The sequence below is a fragment of the Fictibacillus nanhaiensis genome, from assembly GCF_042686385.1.
In the GTDB taxonomy this organism is placed as follows: domain Bacteria; phylum Bacillota; class Bacilli; order Bacillales; family Fictibacillaceae; genus Fictibacillus; species Fictibacillus nanhaiensis.
The window spans coordinates 227171-249083 of sequence record NZ_JBHUPF010000006.1; the positions used below are offsets into that span (position 1 = coordinate 227171).

Annotated in this window: 22 protein-coding genes and 1 pseudogene; 20 read left to right on the forward strand and 3 right to left on the reverse strand. The window is 43.5% G+C overall.

Annotated elements, in window-relative coordinates; genetic code table 11:
- The first annotated feature begins 9 nt into the window (after positions 1-9).
- From ACFS5O_RS04870 to ACFS5O_RS04910, 9 genes are all read left to right on the forward strand, one after another.
- The gene (locus ACFS5O_RS04870; RefSeq protein ID WP_205725467.1) at positions 10-390 is read left to right on the forward strand and encodes a response regulator; all 381 of its coding nucleotides are present in this window, start codon (positions 10-12) and stop codon (positions 388-390) included.
- 254 nt (positions 391-644) lie between these two features.
- Positions 645-1508: a class II fructose-1,6-bisphosphate aldolase gene (gene fba / locus ACFS5O_RS04875; protein ID WP_066399034.1), complete on the forward strand. Its 864-nt coding sequence runs from the start codon at positions 645-647 to the stop codon at positions 1506-1508.
- Between the two features lie 198 nt (positions 1509-1706).
- The gene (gene fsa / locus ACFS5O_RS04880) at positions 1707-2357 is read left to right on the forward strand and encodes a fructose-6-phosphate aldolase (RefSeq protein ID WP_066399032.1); all 651 of its coding nucleotides are present in this window, start codon (positions 1707-1709) and stop codon (positions 2355-2357) included.
- A gap of 625 nt (positions 2358-2982) precedes the next feature.
- Positions 2983-4275, forward strand: coding sequence for a UDP-N-acetylglucosamine 1-carboxyvinyltransferase (gene murA / locus ACFS5O_RS04885; protein ID WP_137791147.1), 1293 nt, complete (start codon positions 2983-2985; stop codon positions 4273-4275).
- An 83-nt stretch (positions 4276-4358) separates the two neighbouring features.
- A complete protein-coding gene (glpX, locus tag ACFS5O_RS04890; protein WP_066244703.1) occupies positions 4359-5327 on the forward strand; it encodes a class II fructose-bisphosphatase in 969 nt (322 codons plus the stop codon).
- Between the two features lie 328 nt (positions 5328-5655).
- Positions 5656-6942, forward strand: a complete 1287-nt coding sequence (gene rho, locus ACFS5O_RS04895; RefSeq protein ID WP_205724927.1) for a transcription termination factor Rho — start codon at positions 5656-5658, stop codon at positions 6940-6942.
- A 104-nt stretch (positions 6943-7046) separates the two neighbouring features.
- Entirely contained in the window at positions 7047-7292 is a 246-nt protein-coding gene (locus ACFS5O_RS04900) for a type B 50S ribosomal protein L31 (RefSeq protein WP_066399025.1), read from the forward strand.
- 212 nt (positions 7293-7504) lie between these two features.
- Positions 7505-8131: a thymidine kinase gene (locus ACFS5O_RS04905; protein ID WP_066399020.1), complete on the forward strand. Its 627-nt coding sequence runs from the start codon at positions 7505-7507 to the stop codon at positions 8129-8131.
- Positions 8132-8428: 297 nt separating this feature from the next.
- A complete protein-coding gene (locus tag ACFS5O_RS04910) occupies positions 8429-8899 on the forward strand; it encodes a hypothetical protein (protein ID WP_205724928.1) in 471 nt (156 codons plus the stop codon).
- A gap of 45 nt (positions 8900-8944) precedes the next feature.
- Here the strand turns inward: ACFS5O_RS04910 and ACFS5O_RS04915 are convergent, their stop codons facing one another.
- Positions 8945-10279 carry an FAD-dependent oxidoreductase gene (locus ACFS5O_RS04915; RefSeq protein WP_205724929.1) on the reverse strand — a complete coding sequence of 445 codons (1335 nt, stop codon included), beginning with the start codon at positions 10277-10279 and terminating at the stop codon, positions 8945-8947.
- A 153-nt stretch (positions 10280-10432) separates the two neighbouring features.
- Here ACFS5O_RS04915 and ACFS5O_RS04920 point away from each other — a divergent pair, with 153 nt between their 5' ends.
- The 4 genes from ACFS5O_RS04920 (at position 10433) to prmC (ending at position 13532) form a co-directional block, all read left to right on the forward strand.
- Positions 10433-10759: a hypothetical protein gene (locus ACFS5O_RS04920; RefSeq protein ID WP_205724930.1), complete on the forward strand. Its 327-nt coding sequence runs from the start codon at positions 10433-10435 to the stop codon at positions 10757-10759.
- A 63-nt stretch (positions 10760-10822) separates the two neighbouring features.
- Positions 10823-11446 (forward strand): MOSC domain-containing protein, encoded by a 624-nt coding sequence (locus tag ACFS5O_RS04925; protein WP_205724931.1) that lies wholly within the window; start codon positions 10823-10825, stop codon positions 11444-11446.
- A gap of 144 nt (positions 11447-11590) precedes the next feature.
- The gene (gene prfA, locus ACFS5O_RS04930; protein ID WP_205724932.1) at positions 11591-12664 is read left to right on the forward strand and encodes a peptide chain release factor 1; all 1074 of its coding nucleotides are present in this window, start codon (positions 11591-11593) and stop codon (positions 12662-12664) included.
- Between the two features lies 1 nt (position 12665).
- Positions 12666-13532 carry a peptide chain release factor N(5)-glutamine methyltransferase gene (gene prmC / locus ACFS5O_RS04935; protein ID WP_205724933.1) on the forward strand — a complete coding sequence of 289 codons (867 nt, stop codon included), beginning with the start codon at positions 12666-12668 and terminating at the stop codon, positions 13530-13532.
- 146 nt (positions 13533-13678) lie between these two features.
- On the opposite strand, the pseudogene ACFS5O_RS04940 reads toward prmC, so the two are convergent.
- Positions 13679-13819, reverse strand: a pseudogene (locus ACFS5O_RS04940) (D-ribose ABC transporter substrate-binding protein); the annotation flags it as partial.
- A gap of 176 nt (positions 13820-13995) precedes the next feature.
- Here ACFS5O_RS04940 and spoIIR point away from each other — a divergent pair.
- The 3 genes from spoIIR (at position 13996) to ACFS5O_RS04955 (ending at position 16439) form a co-directional block, all read left to right on the forward strand.
- Complete coding sequence (gene spoIIR, locus ACFS5O_RS04945; RefSeq protein ID WP_205724934.1) at positions 13996-14664, forward strand: stage II sporulation protein R; 669 nt, start codon at positions 13996-13998, stop codon at positions 14662-14664.
- A gap of 158 nt (positions 14665-14822) precedes the next feature.
- Positions 14823-15260, forward strand: a complete 438-nt coding sequence (locus ACFS5O_RS04950) for a GNAT family N-acetyltransferase (RefSeq protein ID WP_066398985.1) — start codon at positions 14823-14825, stop codon at positions 15258-15260.
- 123 nt (positions 15261-15383) lie between these two features.
- Complete coding sequence (locus ACFS5O_RS04955; RefSeq protein ID WP_205724935.1) at positions 15384-16439, forward strand: L-threonylcarbamoyladenylate synthase; 1056 nt, start codon at positions 15384-15386, stop codon at positions 16437-16439.
- Between the two features lie 269 nt (positions 16440-16708).
- Here ACFS5O_RS04955 and ACFS5O_RS04960 read toward each other — a convergent pair whose 3' ends face one another.
- Positions 16709-18928, reverse strand: a complete 2220-nt coding sequence (locus ACFS5O_RS04960; protein WP_205724936.1) for a PAS domain S-box protein — start codon at positions 18926-18928, stop codon at positions 16709-16711.
- Positions 18929-19125: 197 nt separating this feature from the next.
- On the opposite strand from ACFS5O_RS04960, the gene ACFS5O_RS04965 reads away from it, so the two are divergent.
- The 4 genes from ACFS5O_RS04965 (at position 19126) to ACFS5O_RS04980 (ending at position 21745) form a co-directional block, all read left to right on the forward strand.
- Positions 19126-19668 (forward strand): manganese efflux pump MntP, encoded by a 543-nt coding sequence (locus tag ACFS5O_RS04965; protein ID WP_318300146.1) that lies wholly within the window; start codon positions 19126-19128, stop codon positions 19666-19668.
- A 305-nt stretch (positions 19669-19973) separates the two neighbouring features.
- Positions 19974-20582, forward strand: coding sequence for a low molecular weight protein arginine phosphatase (locus ACFS5O_RS04970; RefSeq protein ID WP_066398977.1), 609 nt, complete (start codon positions 19974-19976; stop codon positions 20580-20582).
- Between the two features lie 108 nt (positions 20583-20690).
- The gene (gene rpiB, locus ACFS5O_RS04975; protein ID WP_066398975.1) at positions 20691-21131 is read left to right on the forward strand and encodes a ribose 5-phosphate isomerase B; all 441 of its coding nucleotides are present in this window, start codon (positions 20691-20693) and stop codon (positions 21129-21131) included.
- A 41-nt stretch (positions 21132-21172) separates the two neighbouring features.
- Positions 21173-21745: a TIGR01440 family protein gene (locus tag ACFS5O_RS04980; RefSeq protein ID WP_144696897.1), complete on the forward strand. Its 573-nt coding sequence runs from the start codon at positions 21173-21175 to the stop codon at positions 21743-21745.
- Positions 21746-21913 lie beyond the last annotated feature (168 nt).

Below are 21913 nucleotides of genomic sequence, written 5' to 3' on the forward strand. Positions count from 1 at the left end.
AGGTGAGCAATAATGAGCGGGAAAATTTTAATTGTAGACGATCAGTATGGCATCAGAATTCTTTTGAACGAAATCTTTCAAAAAGAAGGTTATAAGACGTATCAGGCAGCAAACGGTGTACAAGCTCTTTCGATTGTGGAGAAAGACCGCCCTGATCTTGTCATTTTAGATATGAAAATTCCTGGAATGGACGGCTTGGAGATCCTTCGTCGTGTAAAAAAACATGATGAGACAATTCAAGTGATCATCATGACCGCTTATGGTGAGCTGGACATGATTCACGAGGCTATGAAGCTGGGAGCTATCACTCATTTTGCAAAACCTTTTGATATTGATGAGATTCGTGCAGCTGTTAGGAAAGAACTTCCATTAAACACGCCACAATCATAAAAGTTTAAGAAATGCTGGTGTGTCGCCAATGATAGCGGTTACACCCGGAAAACGTTGATGTGTTGCGGTTTTCAGGCGATATTGGTATGCTATACTAGAATGAAATATGAGCATAATGAAATGTTTAGCAAGACGCCATGAAAGGTAAACTAAAGTGGCTTCTTTTTGCTGTGTATGCACATTTCAGCAAAGCAAATATACTATACAAAAATGTAGTTGGTCTGCTCGTGCCAATATCTAAGGAGGACATTACTATGCCTTTAGTTTCAATGAAAGAAATGCTTGAAAAAGCAAAAGCGGAAAATTATGCAGTTGGTCAATTCAACTTGAACAACCTTGAGTTCACTCAAGCGATCCTTAAAGCTGCACAAGAAGAGAAATCTCCAGTAATTCTTGGTGTTTCTGAAGGTGCTGCTCGTTACATGGGCGGATTCAAGCTTGTCGTTGCTATGGTTAAAGCTCTTATCGAAGAGTACAAAGTAACTGTACCTGTAGCGATCCACCTTGACCACGGTTCAAGCTACCAAAAGTGTGCTGAAGCGATTCATGCAGGTTTCACATCTGTAATGATCGACGGATCTCACCACCCATTAGAAGAGAATATCGCTCTTACTAAAAAAGTAGTTGAGCTTGCTCACTTCCACGGTGTTTCTGTTGAAGCAGAACTTGGCCGTATTGGTGGACAAGAAGATGATCTAGTTGTTGAAGATGCTGATGCAGCTTACGCGATCCCATCTGAGTGTGATCAACTTGTTCGTGAGACTGGTGTTGACTGCTTCGCGCCTGCACTAGGATCTGTTCACGGACCATACAAAGGTGAGCCGAACTTAGGATTCGACCGCATGAAAGAAGTTATGGAACTAACTGGTGTACCTCTTGTACTTCATGGTGGTACTGGTATCCCAACAAAAGATATCCAAAAAGCAATTTCTTTAGGAACTGCTAAAATCAACGTAAACACAGAAAACCAAATTGCTTCTCACAAAGCTGTTAAAGAATACATCGGATCTAACCCAGACAAATACGATCCACGTAGCTATTTAACTGCAGCTCGTGATGCGATCCAAGCTACTGTAGCTGGAAAAATGCGTGAGTTTGGTTCTTCTAACAAAGCTTAATATAACCTTTCTCATGAAACCGCCTATACATCATAGGCGGTTTCATTTACACTATAAGAGTGCAAAAAACACGATCCACGTATAGATATGCAATTTTAACTACGAAGTTTTGTAAGCGTAATCCTTCGTGTATGAAGACGAACATGTTATAAAAGAATATAAAAGATAGACCTACTTAAAAAAACAGGAGTGATATTTTTGAAATTCTTTATTGATACTGCAAACATTGACGATATTAAAGAAGCCTATGACCTGGGCATTTTATCTGGAGTAACAACAAACCCTTCTTTAGTCGCTAAAGAAAAAGGTGTTGATTTCCACGAAAGACTGAAGGAAATCACGAGCCTTGTGCCGGGTTCTGTTAGTGCTGAGGTGATCGGAACTTCTTATGAAGAAATGGTTTCAGAAGGTCGTGAACTAGCGAAGATTGCACCAAACATCACGGTAAAAGTTCCCATGACACTGGACGGATTAAAAGCAGTAAAAACGTTCTCTGATGAAAACATTAAAACAAACGTAACGCTTATTTTTAATGCAAACCAAGCACTTCTTGCAGCTCGTGCGGGTGCAACATATGTATCACCATTCTTAGGACGTTTAGACGATATCGGACAAGATGGTTTGGAGCTTATTTCACAAGTGGCACAAATTTTTGCGATTCATGAGATCCCAACAGAGATCATCGCAGCATCGATCCGCCACCCTGTTCACGTAACAGAAGCGGCACTACGAGGCGCGCACATCGCAACAATTCCACCAAACGTAATCAAAGGATTAGTAAAGCACCCACTAACAGATCAAGGAATCGAAAAATTCCTAGCTGACTGGGACGCTGCTAACAGAAAGTAATTGTAAACATGTAGCTTTTGGAAGTGGTTGATTTCCGTTACAGATGCTCGCTTTCCGCGGGGCAGGCGGGGAGCCACATTTGTACGTTTCACGTATAAGTGTCTCCCCTGCCTAGTTGCAGTGGCTAGACCCTCGAGGTCAAAAGTTAAATGGCTAAGAAGGCAAAGTGCGCCTTCAAATCCATTCACCTTTTGCTTGTCGGGTCTTAACGAGCCACTTCCACTTTTCTGACTGCCAGCCTGTCCCGCAGGAGTCTCGCATCTTACACTCCAATCAACGTTCATAGAAGGGGAGATTTGAAAGTACTATCTTTTAGGTCGTCCTGATTAAAAGTTCTTAAGCTTTAGATTCTTCATCTTCTTGTAAGTTGATTGGAGCGGAAGGTTGCCGACTCCTATGGGACGAGTGGACAGGTGGAGACTCCTAAAGGCGCAAAGCGGCAGGAGGCTCACCGTTCGCCCCATGGAAAGCGCGCAACCTGGAGCGGAAATCAACATGCCCACATGAAGCAACAAAGCAACGCACAAATTTTTATACATGAAAAGAATATATTGGTAAATAATAGAACTATCTAAACGGGTAACACAATCACAACTTTTGTGACTCTTACTGAAAGGAGTTTACCATGGAAAAACTGATGATTGAAGGGGGCTATCCTCTAGAAGGAACGGTCCATATAAGCGGAGCAAAAAATAGTGCGGTGGCGTTGATTCCCGCCACGATATTAGCAGAATCTACCGTTACCATTGAAGGTTTGCCTAACATATCAGACGTTCGTATACTACGTGATCTGTTAGAGGAAATCGGAGGGGAAGCTTACCTGGATGAGAATCAGACTCTAACGGTTAACCCTGAAAAAATGATTGCGATGCCACTGCCGAGCGGAAAAGTGAAAAAGCTGCGTGCTTCTTACTATTTGATGGGGGCAATGCTTGGTCGATTCAAAAAAGCGGTCATCGGATTGCCAGGAGGCTGTAATCTAGGACCACGTCCGATCGACCAGCACATCAAAGGCTTTGAAGCACTTGGAGCTAAAGTAACAAACGAGCAAGGTGCGATCTATCTTCGCGCGGACGAGCTCGTTGGTGCACGAATCTACTTGGACGTTGTGAGTGTTGGGGCGACCATCAACATCATGCTCGCAGCAGTAAGAGCAAAAGGTCAAACGATCATTGAAAACGCGGCAAAAGAACCTGAGATCATTGATGTGGCTACTCTTTTAACAAGCATGGGTGCGAAGATCAAAGGAGCAGGAACGGATGTTATTCGTATCGATGGTGTCGATGAGATGCATGGCTGCCGTCACTCGATCATTCCGGACCGCATTGAAGCGGGAACGTACATGATTCTAGCAGCATCAATGGGTCAGCAAGTATTGTTAGATAATGTGATTCCTCTACACTTAGAATCTCTCATCGCGAAATTGAGAGAGATGGGTGTATATATCGAAACAAAAGATGATCAAGTGCTCGTTTATCGTGGAAAAGATCCTCTGAAGAGCGTTGACATCAAAACGCTCGTCTATCCAGGATTTCCGACGGATCTTCAGCAGCCGTTCACTTCACTTTTAACAAGCTCAGAAGGAACGAGCATCGTCACAGATACGATCTACAGCGCACGTTTTAAACATATCGACGAACTTCGCCGTATGGGAGCGAATGTGAAAGTAGAAGGACGTTCTGCTATAATAAATGGGCCAGCGAAACTTGAAGGCGCAAAAGTGAAAGCTTCTGACCTTCGTGCTGGAGCGGCGTTAGTTGTAGCGGGTCTGATGGCTGAAGGAGTTACAGAGATCTCTGGACTTGAGCACATCGATCGCGGCTATGAATCTTTGGTTGATAAGTTAAAAGGACTTGGCGCTAAAGTTTGGCGTGAGAGCTTAGGTGCAGAAGAGATGGAAGAGCTTAAGAATTCATAAGTTAAAACGAGAAATCACCATCACCTGGTGATTTTTCTTCAGGATAATTATGTAAGCGGTTAAAGTATGGGGAGGGAACAAACATGGAGAGAAGTTTATCGATGGAGCTTGTTCGTGTAACAGAAGCGGCAGCTCTTGCATCAGCACGTTGGATGGGAAGAGGAAAGAAAGACGAAGCGGATGATGCAGCCACAACTGCGATGCGTAACGTTTTTGATACGGTTCCGATGAAAGGTACTGTTGTGATCGGTGAAGGCGAGATGGATGAAGCTCCTATGCTTTATATCGGAGAAAAACTAGGGACAGGCTACGGTCCTCGCGTAGATGTTGCAGTCGATCCGTTAGAAGGAACGAACATCGTAGCATCCGGAACGTGGAACGCATTGGCTGTTCTAGCGATCGCAGACCACGGAAACCTGCTTCACGCACCAGACATGTACATGGACAAGATCGCCGTTGGGCGTGAGAGTGTAGGGAAGATCGACATCAACGCACCTGTTATTGATAACTTACGAGCAGTAGCAGAAGCGAAAAATAAGAATATTGAAGACTTGGTAGCGGTTATCTTAGATCGACCTCGTCACGAACAGATCATCCAAGATATTCGTGAAGCGGGTGCGCGTATCAAGCTGATTTCAGATGGCGATGTAGCGGCAGCGATCAATACGGCGTTTGATGATACGGGTGTAGATATCTTATTCGGTTCTGGTGGAGCTCCTGAAGGTGTAATCGCAGCCGTTGCGTTAAAATGCCTTGGCGGAGAGCTTCAAGGAAAGCTTCTTCCTCAAAATGATGAAGAATTAGAACGCTGCAAACGCATGGGCATCGATGACGTGAATCGTGTATTGTACATGGACGACCTTGTAAAAGGCGACGATGCGATCTTTGCTGCAACAGGCGTTACAGACGGAGAGCTTTTAAAAGGAGTACGTTTTGACGGGTCGACGGGTACAACGCAATCCGTTGTTATGCGTGCGAAGTCAGGAACCGTACGATTTATCGATGGAAGACACAGCTTGAAGAAGAAACCAGATCTTGTGATCAAACCATAAATGAGAGGGAAGGCCGGACAAGTAGTCCGGTCTTTCCGTTACAATTACATGAATTAATCTTAGTTTCAGTTGCAAAAGCTCAGCATGTATTGTAAATTCTCGTTAGAAGTCATTTACTTCTGAGTTTCTGTTGCTTGATTAAAGACTCAATATGTGGTTAAAATAAGAAGTATGATTCATTAGGTTAATATTTTCTTCATACCCACTAATACCCTTTACTTTCAAAGGAACTCCTTCCATTAAAAAAACCAAAACCAAACCAACATAAAAAATCCCATTTCAATCATAAACAAAAAGATAGTTATTAATAGAAAAGCGTGGTGTCACTATGGGGATAGATTTAGCAACATTAGAGACAAAGAAATTAAAAGAGCTTTATGAGCTTGCCAAACAATATAATATTCAGTATTACGGTAAATTAACAAAGCGTGAATTGATGTTTTCTATTCTGAAAGCACAAGCAGAGCTTGATGGTTATTCCTTTATGGAAGGTGTATTAGAGATCATTCCGAACGAAGGATTCGGCTTCTTACGTCCGATCAACTATTCACCAAGTTCTCAAGATATCTACATCTCAGCTTCACAGATCCGTCGATTCGATCTAAGAAACGGAGATAAAGTATCTGGAAAAGTTCGTCCTCCAAAGGAAAACGAACGTTATTATGGGCTTTTACAAGTGAATGCGGTGAATGGTGAGGACCCTGAAACGGCAAAAGAACGCGTGCATTTCCCTGCACTGACGGCTCTTTATCCAGAAAAGAAGATGGTTATGGAGACAACGAGCAACAATATTTCAACGCGTATCATCGATATGATGGCGCCAGTTGGGTTTGGTCAGCGTGGTCTGATCGTCGCTCCGCCAAAAGCGGGTAAGACAAGCTTGCTGAAGGAAATCGCACACAGTGTGACAACGAACAACCCGCAAGCAGAGCTGATCGTCTTGTTGATCGATGAGCGTCCTGAGGAAGTAACCGATATCGAACGTTCTGTAAAAGGAGACGTTGTAAGTTCAACGTTTGATGAAGTACCAGAAAACCATATCAAAGTAGCAGAGCTCGTATTAGAGCGTGCGATGCGTCTAGTTGAGCACAAGAAGGATGTTGTCATCCTGCTCGATAGCATCACTCGTCTTGCTCGTGCATACAACCTTGTTATCCCGCCAAGCGGTCGTACATTATCTGGTGGTATCGATCCTGCTGCGTTCCACCGTCCGAAGCGTTTCTTCGGGGCTGCTCGTAATATCGAAGAAGGCGGAAGCTTAACGATTTTAGCAACGGCACTCGTAGATACGGGATCTCGTATGGATGATGTCATTTACGAGGAATTTAAAGGAACAGGAAACATGGAGCTTCACTTAGACCGCAAGCTGGCAGAGCGCCGTATTTTCCCTGCGATCGACATTCGCCGTTCTGGAACGAGAAAAGAAGAGATGCTTATCGCGAAAGATCATCTTGAGGCACTTTGGTCGATCCGTAAGACGATGGATGACTCGTTTGATTTCGTAGATAAGTTCATGAAACGTATGCGTAAAACAGAGAATAACGAAGAGTTTTTCGAGCTGTTTGAAAGTGAAAAAAAGGGAACGCCAAAGCGTGCTAAACCCGTAACAAACTAACGAAAAAGTATGGTTGCAAATGGGTTTTGTCCCTGTTATACTATTTTTATGTGTTTATAACTCTGTCTCCGCATAGGAAACAGGGCAGAAGGAGTGGAATTAGAATGAAACAAGGAATTCATCCGAATTATAAAAAGGTTATCTTTGTTGACGCTCAAAGCGGATTTAGCTTCCTTTCAGGATCAACTTTGTCTTCAAGCGAGACAATGAAGTGGGAAGACGGTAACGAATATCCAGTAATCAAAGTGGATGTTAGTTCTGACACTCACCCGTTCTACACAGGACGTCAGAAGTTCTCTGATGTTGGTGGACGTGTTGACCGCTTTAAGAAGAAATACAACCTTAAGTAATTTGTTGCAAGTAAAAGGGCAGGAGTCTTTCTTGCCCTTTTTTCTTTTGTATTTTATAGAAAACAAGAACTCGGTAACTGTTTTGATGGACCGGGTTTTTTATACGCCTTAAAAGGAGTCGAGCACTCCAGTACCGAACGTTTATGTATGGTAGAACATCATACATTTCGTACATACTAAAGGAAAGATTGTTGCGAAAGGGGGAGCAGGCCATGTATGTGATGAATCAAAATGGCTGGATCGAATTGATCTGCGGCAGCATGTTCTCTGGAAAATCAGAAGAACTTATTCGCCGCGTAAGAAGAGCGACGTATGCAAAGCAAAAAGTACAGGTGTTTAAGCCGCTGATCGATAACCGCTATAGCGAGGAATCGGTTGTGTCTCATAACGGAACAGCTGTTATGGCTGAACCAGTCGGACGTTCTGTGGAAATCTTAAAAAACGTATTGCCTGAAACCGAAGTCGTAGCGATCGACGAAGTGCAATTCTTTGATGAAGATATCATCCCAGTTGCTCAAGAATTAGCGGATCAAGGACTGCGCGTTATCGTTGCAGGGCTAGATCAAGACTTTAAAGGCGAGCCGTTCGGACCCGTTCCAAAAATGATGGCTCTTGCTGAACATGTGACAAAGCTTCAAGCGATCTGCATGGTTTGTGGATCACCTGCGAGCCGCACACAGCGTTTGATCGATGGCAGACCTGCTTCTTACGATGATCCAGTGATTCTAGTGGGAGCATCCGAGTCATATGAACCGCGCTGCCGCCATTGTCATGAAGTACCAGGAAAGAAAAGAAACCTCCTATCAAGCGCAGAGGGCTTAGAAGGTCGGTTGAAATAGTGTGATTTTATATTGTCCGGGAGCTTTGTGCTCTCGGGCTTTTTTTGATGTTGGTAGGACTGAGGTAGCGTGCAGGTGGAGTCGAAAAATGTCGCGGCGTGTCGACTCGTGGATAAATGGCCAAAACTTGTGGATTGAACGAAAGAATTTATGGATTGAAGGCTAAAACTTTTGGATTCAAGCTCCAAATTTGTGGATTCATCGCTACATTTGAAAATCATCCTCTTAGAAACGGCTACCAACTTAACATAATCACCTCCTGAACAGGAAATCCTAACAATATGGGAGGTGTTTATAGTGAAAAAGGCAATATATGCGCCGCTTTTCGCACTATTGGTAACAACAGCATGTTCACCTATGCAGTCTTATAAAGAAGAAGGGGCAAAAATAGAGCCTGCCGCTCATGAAGATAAACGGGATATTCGGGATAACCTGTTTGGTCATGGGATTATCAATTACCACCTAACCAAAAATGAACCAAGAACCAACTATAGCTATGACACGAACATGAATCCGAATGATTATCGAACGATGAACACTACGCGTTTTGATCTGTCCGATGATCAAGATATGATTCGTCAGGCTGTTATTGATTCATCTGGGATCAATCCACAGATGGTCACAATTAACGGAAATTATGCTCACATCCACGTGAATGTGCCGCATGATATGTCTAAAAAGGAACGTGCAGCTACGCATCGTAAAATCATGAACGCAGTAGAAAGAGCTGTTCCACGATATAACTTCTCACTAAAGATCGATCACTAAAGTGGGAAATAAAACGGGAAATGGGGTCAGACCCCATTTCCCATATTATTTCCCAAGTCTTCGAGCGGCCTGTTGGATGGGGTCCCATGACCCGTTATACGGAGGGGCGTATGCCAGATCCAAATCTGCCAATTCCTCTACATCCATCTCATGATAAAGGGCCGTTGCGAGCACGTCGATCCTTTTATCTACGCCTTCTTCACCGATGATTTGTGCACCAAGTAGCTTCTCTGTCTCTTTATGATACGTTAATTTTATTTCTAACTTCTTCGGATCAGGATAATAGCTGGCATGATTTCTTGATGTAATCTTGATCTCTGAAAAAGGAATGTTCAGCTGTTCTGCTTCTTTATTTGATAATCCTGTTTTTCCAAGTGTTAGATCCATGAACTGGATGATAGAGGTACCTACGATTCCTCTAAATGGTTTCTTCATACCAACCATGTTCAAACCGGCGATCCGCCCTTGTTTGTTCGCTGTCGTTCCTAGCGGAATGTGATCATTTAGTTTTTTAACTCGGTGATAATGGGTCGCGCAATCACCTGCCGCATACACACCATTCACACTCGTTTCCATCGTCTCATTTACAACGATCACTCCTTGCTCATTAAGTGCCACGTCCGTTTCTTTCAAAAATCCTGTGTTCGGTGACACACCGACAGACACGATCACAAGGTCAGTTGGATAATCTTTTTTAGCCGTTTTTACAAATTGAACGTGATCGTCGCCTTTAAAACCGAGCACTTCTTCTTCTAAACAAAGTTCGATGCCATGTTTTTCTGCTTCTTCATGTATGAGTGGAGCAAAATCATGATCAAAGATATTTCCTAACTGGTTGCTCCGCTGGATGATACGTACCTTTTTACCGAGTCGTAGTACGTTTTCGGCCATCTCAAGACCGATGTATCCTCCACCGATGATGGTTACGTTCTGAACATCTTTTAACCCGGCCATAAGGTCCTCAGCATCTGGAATCGTTTTGAGTGGGTAGATGCCCTTTAGATGCAATCCTGTCCATTGCTTCGGTATGATGGGGCTAACACCTGTTGCGACTAAGAGTTTATCGTACGGAACCTCAAAGGATTCCCCTGTTTTCGTATGTACACCGGAGACTGTTTTAGAGGTAGTATCTATAGCTTTTACTTCGTGAAACGTACGCGCATCCATGCCGTATTTTTCACGGAACGTCTCAATACTGCGAGCGATAAGTTCATCAGTAGAAGGGATGAGTCCGCCTACAACATAAGGAAGTCCACATTGTCCATAAGAATAGATACCGCCTTTTTCAAGAACCGTGATGTCAGCATCTTTTTCGTTTCGAACAATCTGCATCGCGGCACTCATGCCAGCCGCATCTCCACCAATAATGCAATATTTCATCTGATCAGCTCCTTACGTCTCTCTAACCATATAGTATTCCCATTGTTTCGAAAAAAGTAACGTTACCTGTATGATGCCACAACTCTCTTCATTTTGACCAACAAGAAGTACAGAGTTAAAACGAACTATGATAGTAGAAAGAGGTGGTGGACTGTGCTAGAGATCAAATCGAACGGAACGGACTGGAACGCACCGGTTCAGCCGATTCATACACTGATAAAAAAACTTGAACAAAAGCCATTGGATCCTGTCTATGAGGGCATGGGCAATTTTATTATTAAATATAAAAATGAAAATCAGACCGACAACCCGCGTTATATTGGCTGTACGCATTTTCTTGGACATTTTGCGACCATTCCTTATGTGTTTAACGTGATCACGAATGAAAAAGTGGTGATAGAGGAGCTGACAAAAGCGATTCGAATGAACCAAGAGCGTCTTGATTATGAGCAGTTGCGTCGCAATATCTTTTCCTATTAATTTCCTTTTGTCCTGTGCTATGCTTTTCATGAGGTGAGGGGAATGAAGGGGAATGTAGCATCTTTGAACATTAAGCTCCCAGAAGAAGTGGAGACACAAACTAAAACTTTTTTTACAGCCTACAATAAAACGCCGCAGCAGCAACCTGTTTTTTTACATATAACACACTTTGAAGGTGACGGAGTAGGGAATACGAAGCACCATGGTGGAACAGATAAAGCAGTCTGTGTGTATCCCTTTGAGCATTATGAAAAGTGGACGACGGAACTCGATTTAGAAGTTCCATTATCTATCCCGGCGTTCGGTGAAAACCTTACTGTTAAAGGTCTCTTGGAAGATGATGTCTGTATTGGTGACGTGTTTCAATTAGGTGAAGCAATCGTGCAGATCACACAGCCTCGTCAGCCTTGTCAAACATTAGCTTCTATCCTTTGCCGGCCAGATATGATCAAAAAGGTAGTAGATACGGGGCGAACCGGTTATTACCTTCGCGTTCTAAAAGAAGGGATAGTTACAGCGGGTGATGAGATGTTGCTGATCGAAAAGCACCCTGCACGTATTTCTGTAACAGAATCCAATCAGATCAAGTATGGATTTGTAATAGATGCTGAAAAAATTCAAAGATTGATCGAAGTAAAAGAATTGGCTGAATCGATGAGAGAGTCGCTGCAAAAACGGAAAATGTAAATATCGTCTCAAGTTTCATAAGGGCTCTCTTTTTAAGGAAAGAGCGGCCTTTTTTATTGATTTTATTCCTTTTTGCTTTTGACTGTAAGACCTGTAATAGTCTATAATTATAATGTTATGCATATAAAACAGAGGTGAAAAACCATGTTAGAACGTTTAGAGACGATCGAAGCAAGATACGACAAGTTAAATGAATTACTCAGTGATCCTGAGGTTATAAATGATACGAACAAGCTGCGCGATTATTCAAAAGAGCAATCTTCCCTTCAAGAAACGGTAGCGGTTTACCGTGAGTTTAAAGAAGCGAAAGAGCAATTAGATGAAGCTAAATTAATGCTCGAAGATAAGCTTGATGCTGAGATGACTGCGATGGTAAAAGAAGAGATCTCGGGTCTTAACCAACAGATTGAAGAGTTTACAGCTCAGTTGAAAATTCTATTGCTTCCAAAAGATCCGAACGATGACAAGAACGTTATCGTCGAGGTTCGTGGTGCAGCAGGTGGAGACGAGGCAGCACTTTTCGCGGGTGACCTTTACCGTATGTACACACGTTATGCAGAGATGCAAGGATGGAAGTCTGAAGTAATCGAAGCTTCATACACAGAGCTTGGCGGATACAAAGAGATCATCTTTATGATCAATGGTGCGGGTGCTTATTCGAAGCTTAAATATGAAAACGGCGCACACCGTGTTCAGCGTGTTCCTTCAACAGAATCAGGCGGACGTATCCATACGTCTACAGCGACGGTTGCTGTACTGCCAGAGGCTGAAGAGGTTGAAGTTGAGATTCATGAAAAAGACGTTCGTGTTGATACGTTTACATCATCAGGTCCTGGGGGGCAGTCGGTAAACACGACTCAATCAGCGGTTCGTTTAACACATGTTCCTACAGGTACGGTTGTATCGTGTCAGGATGAGAAGTCACAGATCAAGAACAAAGAAAAAGCGATGAAGGTTCTTCGTGCTCGTGTATATGATAAGATTCAACGAGAAATACAAAAAGAATATGATGAAACACGTAAGAGTGCGGTTGGTTCTGGAGACCGTTCAGAGCGTATTCGTACGTACAACTTCCCGCAAAACCGTGTTACCGATCACCGTATCGGTTTAACGATTCAAAAGCTTGATCAAATCCTTCTTGGTAAGATGGATGAGTTCGTTGAAGCATTGATTACAGAAGATCAAACAAGCAAGATGAAAGCTCAGGCGGACGCGTAAAATGAGTACAAAAGTTCATGAAGCCCTCGCGTGGGCTTCTTCTTTTTTAGCTGAACACGGACGTGAAAGCTTTGCGGCAGAGATTTTGATGAGGCATGTGTTAGGGGATGTGAACCGAACAGAAATGCTCATGCGCCTTCATGATGTGATGAGTGAAGAGAATGAGTCGCAACTCAGAGCGGCAGTCGCTCGCCACGCTGAAGGAGAGCCTGTTCAGTATATTACCGGAAAAGAAGAATTTTACGGTCGAACGTTTTCGGTAAACGAAGAAGTCTTAATCCCAAGACCGGAAACAGAAGAGTTGGTCGAGCACACACTAACGCTTATTTCAGAACATTTTAGTGACTATGAGACTGTTGCTGTTGCAGATATTGGAACAGGTAGCGGCGCCATTTCGATCTCATTAGCTCTAGAAAACAATCGACTGGACGTATTCACGGTTGATATTGCAGAGGAATCGATTGAGGTAGCGAAAGGAAACGCCGATCGACTTGGGGCAGAGGTTACATTCCTGCACGGTGACCTTTTACATCCTTTTATTAGTAGTGGGAAGAAACTTGATGTAGTAGTATCCAATCCGCCGTACATCCCAGATCATGAGATCGCGGTCCTTGAAACGATCGTAAAAGACCGTGAACCGATGAGAGCACTAAGCGGTGGGGAAGACGGCTATGTGTTCTATCGAAGATTCATGGAAGAACTGCCACTCGTTCTGAAAGAAAAAGCGATCGTAGGCTTTGAAGTAGGAGCAGGGCAGGGAGAGACGGTAGCGGGCATGCTTCGTGTCACGTTCCCTGGTGCGGATGTGTATGTGAAGGAAGACATCAGCGGCAAGGACCGCATGGTGTTCGCCATCCTCGGGAAATAAAGTGGGAAATGGGGTCTGACCCCGGGTCAGACCCCAAACAATTTACACACAATTCAAAAGGCCGACTGGGTACAAGCATGTAACGCTTTCAGCCAGTCGGCCTTTTCTAACTTCATTCATTCTACTATTATTTCTACTCTGTTCAACTATTCTTCTTTCACCATCAACTTAAGTGGTGCTGCAATCTTCTTTTCTACTTTCTTTCCTGCTAGAACGTCGGATGCTGCTTTCACTGCAAGTTCACCGATCAAGTCAGGTTGCTGTGCGACAGTTGCTGCGAGTTTTCCTTCATTTCCGCACGCCCCCCGGAAAGCGAGCATCTGTAGCGGAAATCAACCACTTTCAAAAACACCAGAGCAAAACAAATGTCGAATCAGACAGAACGAAAATTAGTAGTTTACTAGTATGAAAAAATCCCACCGTGTCCAAACTGTGGTTAGATACGACGGGGGAGGAAAAAACAATGAAAAAACGCAATCATTTCTTTATTCTAGTACTTATCTCTTTAGCGGTGATGTTCTTATTTTTTGAAACACAAACCAAGGTGGCGAACGCAACCATGAACGCCTCTGTTAAGATACCGGATGAATCGATCAGACTTCGCATTCTAGCAAACAGCAATACGGATGCCGACCAAAAGCTGAAGCGTGAGATCCGTGATGAAGTGAACGCTCAGATCACGACTTGGGTGGGTGAGCTATCTACGATTTCTGAAGCGCGTGAGATCATTCGTAAACAGTTGCCAACGATTGAAAAGATCGTTCAACATAAGTTGGATGAAGCCGGCCTTGAGAAGACGTTTTCTGTAGAGTTAAACAAAGTAGCTTTTCCTACTAAAATGTACGGCGACTACATCTATCCGGCAGGTCAGTATGAAGCGGTCCTGATCACCCTTGGTGAAGGGGAAGGGAAGAACTGGTGGTGTGTGCTCTTCCCGCCATTATGCTTCCTAGACTTTGAAAATGGCGATGCTGTAAAGGAAAACAAAGATGGCAAAGGCGATGTAGTAGATACGGCTTCTGCTGATCCAGGTGCAGACCAAGCAGATGAAGCTGAGGAAATCGAGACGAAATACTTTGTGGTAGAACTATTTGATAGCCTGTTCTCTTTTGTAGGATCCTTATTCTCTTAAAATGTGCATATTTTCCTCCCTATTTTCATAGATTATAGAAAATGAAGAAGGTAACCGAATGGTGGTTAGCCTTCTTTTTTTAAAATGATTTTCGTGATGAAATGGTGAAAAACAGCCGAACGAAGGCTGAAATTATATAGGAATAGGGGAGTTATGTGATGACGATAATCTTAAGGCAGGCTATGCAGCATGAAGCCAAAGATCTGCTACAGCTCGTCGGAAAAGCCGGACTACAGTCAGAAGGGATTAAAGACAGCATTGAAAATTATTTAGTCGTGGTAAACGACCAAGGTGAGACCATCGGTACAGTCGGTTTAGAGAGAATCGGAAACGATGGATTGCTCCGATCTTTCGTACTGAAGCAGAAATATTCGTCAGAGACGCTTCTTCTTAAACTCATCGATAAAATTTTGGTATACTCAAAAGATAAAGGAGTCGAAACCCTTTATTTACTTACGAAAGCTGTGCATATGTTCGAACAACTTTCTTTCAAAACGATTCCGAAAGATAAAGTGCCTCCACATATCGAGAGCGCGGATCATATAAAAAATAACGCAACATCAGGAGCAGAACTTTTAGCTTATGCACTAGATTAATAAGAAATTGTCAACAAGTTGTCCACAATTTGCGACAAATTGTGTATAACTCTGTGGATATAAAAGTTTTGTAATCGACCTTTTCAAAGAAGGTTGACCTGAGTAATAGAAAGGATTTATCTCATGAAATCATTCCAAACGGAACGCTGGGCTGTGGATAAAACAGAAAATACTCTAGAAAATCATCCACATATTATTCAGGCTTCCCTGTGGATAAATGAAAATGAAGTAGTCGCTATTCCAACAGAAACGGTTTATGGTTTGGCGGGGAACGCAAGAAGTGATGACGCGATCAAACGCATTTTTGAAGCGAAGGGAAGACCGAGTGATAACCCTCTGATCGTTCACATCTCAGATCTCTCACAATTAAAGGGGCTTGTTTCTTCTGTTTCAGATACAGCAAAAAAATTAATGACTGCGTTTTGGCCGGGCCCATTGACCATTGTGTTGCCAAAAGGTGAAAACGTCAGTGAAAGAGTTACTGCTGGGTTATCCACAGTTGCGGTAAGGATGCCAGACCATGAGATCGCTCTTGCAGTCATCTCTGCTTCGGGTGTCCCACTTGCTGCACCAAGTGCTAACCTTTCGGGAAAACCAAGCCCCACTTCAGCTCAGCACGTTTATGAAGATCTAAAAGGTAGAATTCCTGGCATTGTGGATGGTGGTTCAACCGGTGTTGGCGTTGAATCTACGGTTGTTGAGTGTACAGGTGACCTTGTCACGATTTTACGACCGGGCGGAATTACGTTAGAAGAGCTAGAAAAGGTAGCGGGTTCAGGGCAAGTTGTGGTAGATCCCGGATTGGAAAACGAAAAACAAGCGCCGAAATCCCCAGGTATGAAATATACACACTATGCACCTGATGCACCGTTCGTACTTGTGGATGGAAGCGTGGAATTCCTACAGAGACTTGTGGATCAAGAACGCGAAGCAGGAAAACGGATTGGAATTCTGACGACAGAAGAAAGAGCTGACGTTTATAAAGCGGATTGTGTGATTCCAGCGGGAAATCGTTCTAATCCTGAATCCGTAGCTCAGCATCTATACGAAGCGTTACGCGCGTTTAACGAAGCGGGTGTCGATCAAATTTTCGGAGAGGTTTTCCCGAAAACAGGGGTCGGTGTTGCGATCATGAACAGACTTGAAAAATCGGCCGGCGGGAATATCATAAAAGAATAGAATGATGCTCTGATTCAGCGTTTTTTGATTGGATCAGAGCTTTTTTGTTATTAAAGGGAGCTGCAGTGGCTGTTTGGTCTAGTTTGCACTGGGAATTTTAGTAGTGGAAATCGTAATGTTTAATAATTTCACGGTAATCCCTTTTAATTTCACGGTAATTCAAAATATATTCACGGATAGAGCCTATAATTTCACGGATAAAATTATTTAAACGATTTTCGACAAACAACCACACTAAGCGTCCACCTAAAAAACAAGCCTGCGTCTACTCAAGACACAGGCTTGTTTTTTTCGATCGGAAGCAGGATGGAGAAGGTTGTTCCTTGATCAATCTTGCTGTTGATTAGTATTTTACCGTGGTGGTTCTCTACGATCTTATAACAGATCATGAGCCCGAGGCCGGTACCTTTTTCTTTGGTGGTATAAAAAGGTTCACCCAAAGTTGGCAACCGTTCTTCTGATATTCCGCAGCCATGATCGATGAAAGAAGCAACCACATATCCGCCTTCTTTCTTTAGATGAATATGTACAGAGCCGCCGGTTGGCATCGCTTCGATCGCGTTTTTCAACATGTTCACGAACACTTGCTTGATCTGATTGTCCACACACCATATTTCTGGCAGATCTGGTTCACTCTCGAAATAAATCTGAACATTCGTTAGGATCGCCTGAGTATCAAGAATCGAGATGACGTGTCGCAACAGTTGGCGCAGGTCGGTCTGTACAAAGTTCATCGCTTGCGGCTTAGCGAGCAACATAAATTCTCCGACGATGCTGTTGATTCGATCAATCTCGGAGAGCATGATCTCGTAATAGTCTTCATTCTCTGAAGCTCTAGATTGTAGAAGCTGTAAAAATCCGCGGATTGAGGTGAGCGGGTTGCGAATCTCATGCGCTACACCTGCGGCAAGCTGTCCGAGAACAGAGAGCTTGTCAGATTTTCTTAGCATTTCTTCGGTCTTTTTTCGTTCGGTCAGATCACGAGCTACAACAACGAACGAATCAGGCTGATCTGAATCGTTGGCGATAGGAGTAGCGTTTGCTTCAAGGGTTACCCAATGGCCGTGTGCATGCTTGCATCTGACTTCAAACTTTACAGGTTTTTGAGTTTGAACCATCTCGTTCATCGCCATTCTGACTTTTGCTCGGTCATCTGAATGGAAGAATCCTTGAATCTTTTTCCCATCATAAAGAGACGGATCAAAGCCGAGAAGAAGACGGTTTGAAGGAGAGACGTATTTGACGTTTCCTTCAAGGTCAACGACACCTACTAAATCAGTCGTGTTCTCTGCGATGATACGGTACTTTTCTTCGCTTTCTTTTAACGCTTTTTCTTTTAGTTTTTTATCTGTGATATCTCTGGAGATCGCGGATAATGCCACGACTTCACCGTTCTCGCCATAGATCGGACTTAAGGAAAGGCTTACATTTAATCGTTTGCCAGACTTCGTTAATCGGATCGTCTCCACGCCTTTAACATATCCACCATGTTTGACGATCGTCATGAGCCTATCGGATTCAGCTACCTTATCCTCTGGAACAACGGGCAAGATGTGTGAAGTCATATTGGCGAGATCGTCTTCAGTCCATCCATATATGAATTCAAACGCCGGGTTCACTTTTACAGAAAAGTCTGTAAGGTGGACGACTGAGATCGCATCACTAGAATGATAGATCACAGATTCCAGCAGGTCCTTTGTTTCACGAAGTTCTTTTTCCGCCTCTCTTTTTGCGGTTACGTCTTTTGCGATTCCGAAAACACCGAGAACTTTATTGAGAACGATGATTGGAGTAAGGGTGAACATGATCTGGCGTGTTTCACCGTTCTTTTGCTTGATTCGGGTTTCGTACATTTTGGAATTTCCTTCTAATGCATCCTTAAACTGATCAACCGCGGCAGCTCTTCTGTCTGGCATCATGAACGGATTAAACGTCATGTTCAAAAGCTCTGTCTCGCTATAACCGCTCAAGGTTGCACACGCTTTATTGACAGTCGTAAATTTGCCTTCAAGATCGAGCGAAAACAAGGCATCGATGTTATGGTCCATCAATGACCGGAAGCGCTGTTCACTCTCAGCAAGCTGAGTTTCAACGGATACTCGTTCAGTGAGATCAACACAAAATCCATACACCTCAGAAACGGTACCATCTTTATCATAAATGGGGCCGATCGCAGCTAAAAAAGGAATACCGTTCAGTTCGGATTCGTACGTAAGACTTTCTCCTTTCAGCGCTCTTTCGTACATTTCTTTTTTAAAGTCTGCAATTTCTTTAGGAAAGATGTCTTCTATTCTCTTTTGAAGTACGTTTTCACGTTTAAGGCCAAACAAGTCAAACAGTTCACCTTCGCTCTCGGTCATAATGAGGTTTTCATTATGCTTCATACATCGAAAAGTCATGCTTTTTTGACGTGACAGGCCAGTCGGGAATGGCGACGTTCGCCACATGTCTTTTCCATTTGCCGTTATGGCCGATGCGTTATGGACCATGCTTGTTCCTCTCCTTTACATACAGATTCACTTCCTTTTATATACGATAAAAATCACATTATCCCTTCCTCTAAAGCGGTAAAGAGTTCCATTTTTTCATTCTTCCAACAGCTTGTATGGTTTTTAGTCTTTTTAAAAGTAGACATGCATAGTCTGAAAGTATGATGGTTTAAGGGAGTGGGAAGTATTTGGCAACCATGGGAGAATGGATGACACTGTTATTTATGTCAGTTGCGCTAGGTATGGACGCTTTTTCGATCGGCCTAGGGATGGGGATGTTATCGCTTCGCATAAGACAAATTATGAAAATAGGAATTACGATAGGAATCTTTCATATGCTCATGCCACTTGCAGGAATGACGCTCGGTAAACAGATCTCTGTTCATTTTGGCGGTATAGCAGCCATCATCGGTGGAATTCTGCTTGTCATACTGGGTGTAACGATGATTCGGTCTTCGTTTTCAAATGATGATGAACCGTTCGTACAGCCGATCGGTATTGGGCTCTTCGTCTTTGCGCTAAGCGCCTCGTTAGATAGTTTTTCAGTGGGATTATCACTAGGTATCTATGGAGCAAAAACGTGGCTTACGATTACGATGTTTGGTCTCATGAGCATGGTCTTAACGTGGGCTGGATTGATCATGGGAAAAAAAGTACAGAAGTGGCTCGGTTCCTATGGTGAAGCGTTAGGCGGATGCATCCTCCTTGCTTTTGGGGTGAAGATTCTGTTTCCGTTCTAAATGCTATCATTGCTGTTATTCTCTGGAGTGTTTCTCCCATTGAGAGGTTGATCGGAGTGGAAGGTTGCGAGACTCCTGCGGGACGAGTGGGACAGGTGAGACCCTTAGAGGCGCAAAGCGGCAAGGGGCTCACCGCCCGCCCCGCGGAAAGCGAAGCAACCTGGAACGGAGAGAAACAACTTACAAAACTACTTCGAATACGAAAAACAGGCATTTTTTTATTCACTAATCCGATGATATACTTACTAGTAAGAGCGTTAACCTATAGTAAAATAGGGAAAGATAGAATATGAGGTGAATTCACCATGAATGTTTTATTTATTTGTACAGGCAATACGTGTCGCAGTCCGATGGCTGAGGCCATTTTACGCAAAAAAGGAAAAGGGAAATTCAACGTTAAATCAGCTGGTGTATTTGCTGGAAACGGTGCCGTGATGAGTTCGAATGCGACACAAGCTCTTTCGGAAAGAAGTATTAAAGAAAGTCATCAGTCGCAAGGTGTGTCCGATTATTTGATCGAGTGGGCAGATCTTATCTTAACGATGACCGAGAGCCATAAACATGCGCTCGTCGGACGCTGGCCAGATGCGGTAAATAAGACGTATACATTAAAAGAGTATGTTCTCGACGACGATGAGCAGAAAAAGATTGAAGAGATCTATGAGCTCTATACAGAGATCGAGATGCTGAAGCTTCAGTATATGTCAAAGGACTCTGCAGATGAAGAAGTAAGACAGGCGTTTGAAAGAGAAGTAAGGCCCCTCGTTGAAAGAAGGATGAAGTTAGAGAGTGAAATCCCTTCTCTAGACATTACAGATCCGTTCGGTGGACCGCTTCATCTTTATCAAGAAACAAGAGACGAAATTGAAGTTCTTATTGAAAAATTAATGAAAAAAGACGATAGCAAGAAGTAGTAGGACAAAATGAGGTAAGGCTGTTCTAAATTGCCTAGCAGTCACATTGAACGGGTAATTGGAAGAGCATATAATGAAAAAAAGTATGAGAGAGCAGGTGCACACAACATGAAAGTAGCAATTGGATCAGATCACGCCGGAGTTGAATTAAGAAAAGAAATCATCAGCATGATTGAAGAGCTGGGTATGCAAGTGGAGGATGTTGGCTGTGAATGCGACACATCTGTAGACTATCCAGACTATGCGATTCCTGTAGCAGAAAAAGTAGCCAACGGTGAAGCTGATCGCGGAATTCTAATCTGCGGTACGGGCATTGGAATGAGCATTGCAGCGAACAAAGTTAAAGGAATCCGTTGTGCGCTTGTTCATGATCTATTCAGCGCTAAAGCTACAAGACAGCATAATGACAGCAATGTACTTGCAATGGGTGAACGTGTCATCGGGCCGGGTCTCGCACTTGAAATCGCAAAAGTATGGCTGACGACAGAATATGAAGGCGGACGTCACGGTCGCCGTGTAGATAAAATCTCTCAATATGAAGGCCAATAGCCTAAAGCTATAAACCCATAAAATGAAGGGAAGACCATCTCATGAGCGATGAGCTCCAACAAATTCAAGACCAAGTCCTGAATGTTTTGCAAGATCTGCAAAAGCATGCACAATTAAGACCGTCTCAATTATTAGTAGTAGGCGCAAGCACAAGCGAAGTAATTGGTGAACGAATTGGCACATCAGGCACGATGGATACAGCGGGTGCACTTTACCGAGGTATCGTAGCGTTTCAAGAGGAAACGGGCGTGGCACTTGCCGTGCAATGCTGTGAGCACTTGAACCGTGCGCTTGTTATCGAGCGCGAAGAAGCTGAACGACGAGGCTATGAAGAAGTGCGGGTCGTTCCAGCACGATCAGCTGGAGGTGCTTTGGCAACACACGCCTACCACCATATGAATGAACCCGTGATCGTTGAATATATAAAAGCCGACGCAGGCATCGACATCGGTGACACCTTTATTGGTATGCACTTGAAGCATGTGGCCGTACCGGTTCGCAGTGAAGTGAAAAAGGTCGGCGCCGCACACGTGACGTTGGCGAAGACACGTCCGAAGTTAATTGGCGGCGAACGTGCAGTTTATCCGAGTAAAGAAGACATACGTTGTTTCTAGATGTGGAAAGCCCTCCTGGTGAGGGCTTTTTTCTGTAGTGTTGTGATGTTTTGTGATGTGCGGGGCGATGAAGTGAGACTGTCGTAACGTGTCGAAGATTGTAGACTCGTGGATAAACTTCCAAAACTTTTGGATTCAAAGGCAAAACTCGTGGATAAACCACCCAAA

Coding starts and splice junctions, on each gene's coding strand:
- prmC (WP_205724933.1), top strand. CDS start 12,666: ATGAGTACAAAAGTTCATGAAGCCCTCGCGTGGGCTTCTTCTTTTTTA.
- spoIIR (WP_205724934.1), top strand. CDS start 13,996: ATGAAAAAACGCAATCATTTCTTTATTCTAGTACTTATCTCTTTAGCG.
- fba (WP_066399034.1), top strand. CDS start 645: ATGCCTTTAGTTTCAATGAAAGAAATGCTTGAAAAAGCAAAAGCGGAA.
- rho (WP_205724927.1), top strand. CDS start 5,656: ATGGGGATAGATTTAGCAACATTAGAGACAAAGAAATTAAAAGAGCTT.
- ACFS5O_RS04960 (WP_205724936.1), bottom strand. CDS start 18,928: ATGGTCCATAACGCATCGGCCATAACGGCAAATGGAAAAGACATGTGG.
- ACFS5O_RS04915 (WP_205724929.1), bottom strand. CDS start 10,279: ATGAAATATTGCATTATTGGTGGAGATGCGGCTGGCATGAGTGCCGCG.
- glpX (WP_066244703.1), top strand. CDS start 4,359: ATGGAGAGAAGTTTATCGATGGAGCTTGTTCGTGTAACAGAAGCGGCA.
- murA (WP_137791147.1), top strand. CDS start 2,983: ATGGAAAAACTGATGATTGAAGGGGGCTATCCTCTAGAAGGAACGGTC.
- ACFS5O_RS04980 (WP_144696897.1), top strand. CDS start 21,173: ATGAGCGATGAGCTCCAACAAATTCAAGACCAAGTCCTGAATGTTTTG.
- ACFS5O_RS04955 (WP_205724935.1), top strand. CDS start 15,384: ATGAAATCATTCCAAACGGAACGCTGGGCTGTGGATAAAACAGAAAAT.
- ACFS5O_RS04900 (WP_066399025.1), top strand. CDS start 7,047: ATGAAACAAGGAATTCATCCGAATTATAAAAAGGTTATCTTTGTTGAC.
- ACFS5O_RS04950 (WP_066398985.1), top strand. CDS start 14,823: ATGACGATAATCTTAAGGCAGGCTATGCAGCATGAAGCCAAAGATCTG.
- ACFS5O_RS04970 (WP_066398977.1), top strand. CDS start 19,974: ATGAATGTTTTATTTATTTGTACAGGCAATACGTGTCGCAGTCCGATG.
- ACFS5O_RS04965 (WP_318300146.1), top strand. CDS start 19,126: ATGGGAGAATGGATGACACTGTTATTTATGTCAGTTGCGCTAGGTATG.
- rpiB (WP_066398975.1), top strand. CDS start 20,691: ATGAAAGTAGCAATTGGATCAGATCACGCCGGAGTTGAATTAAGAAAA.
- ACFS5O_RS04905 (WP_066399020.1), top strand. CDS start 7,505: ATGTATGTGATGAATCAAAATGGCTGGATCGAATTGATCTGCGGCAGC.
- prfA (WP_205724932.1), top strand. CDS start 11,591: ATGTTAGAACGTTTAGAGACGATCGAAGCAAGATACGACAAGTTAAAT.